This is a genomic window from Paractinoplanes pyxinae (assembly GCF_026626335.1).
Taxonomy (GTDB): domain Bacteria; phylum Actinomycetota; class Actinomycetes; order Mycobacteriales; family Micromonosporaceae; genus Actinoplanes; species Actinoplanes pyxinae.
Window position 1 is genome coordinate 1 of record NZ_JAPNTZ010000042.1, and the last position, 524, is coordinate 524.

At 70.6% G+C, this 524-nt stretch carries 1 protein-coding gene; it reads left to right on the forward strand.

What is annotated here, in order from left to right:
• The coding region (locus tag OWR29_RS47975) for a methyl-accepting chemotaxis protein (RefSeq protein WP_267570399.1) at nt 1-524 on the forward strand (524 nt) is incomplete at both ends.

Sequence of the window (524 nt, forward strand, 5' to 3'; positions counted from 1 at the left end):
CAGAGCTCGTCGGCCCAGCTCGAGGCGGCCGCGGCCCAGCAGGCCTCGGGCGGGCGCGACCAGGCCAGCGCGATGAACGAGATCACCACGACGATCAGCGAGCTGCTGATCACCTCGCGGCAGATCGCCGACAGTGCCCAGCGGGTCTCCAAGATAGCCGAGGAGACGGCCGATGCCGCGCGCACCGGCGACGCCACGATCGACCAGACCCGTGCGTCGATCGCCGCCATCCGCACCCAGGTCGACCAGATCGTGCAGCACATGCTGGCCCTGGGCGAGAAGTCGCAGCAGATCGGCGGGGTCGTCGACCTCGTCTCCGAGCTGGCCGAGCAGACCAACATCCTCGCCATCAACGCCACCATCGAGGCCAGCGGGGCCGGCGAGTGGGGCCGCCGGTTCGCCGTGGTGGCCGAGGAGATCCGCAAGCTGGCCGACCGTACGGCGGGATCGGCCAAGGAGATCCGGGCGCTCATCGAGGACGTGCGCGGCGCGGTCAACACGACGGTGATGGCGACCGAGATCGG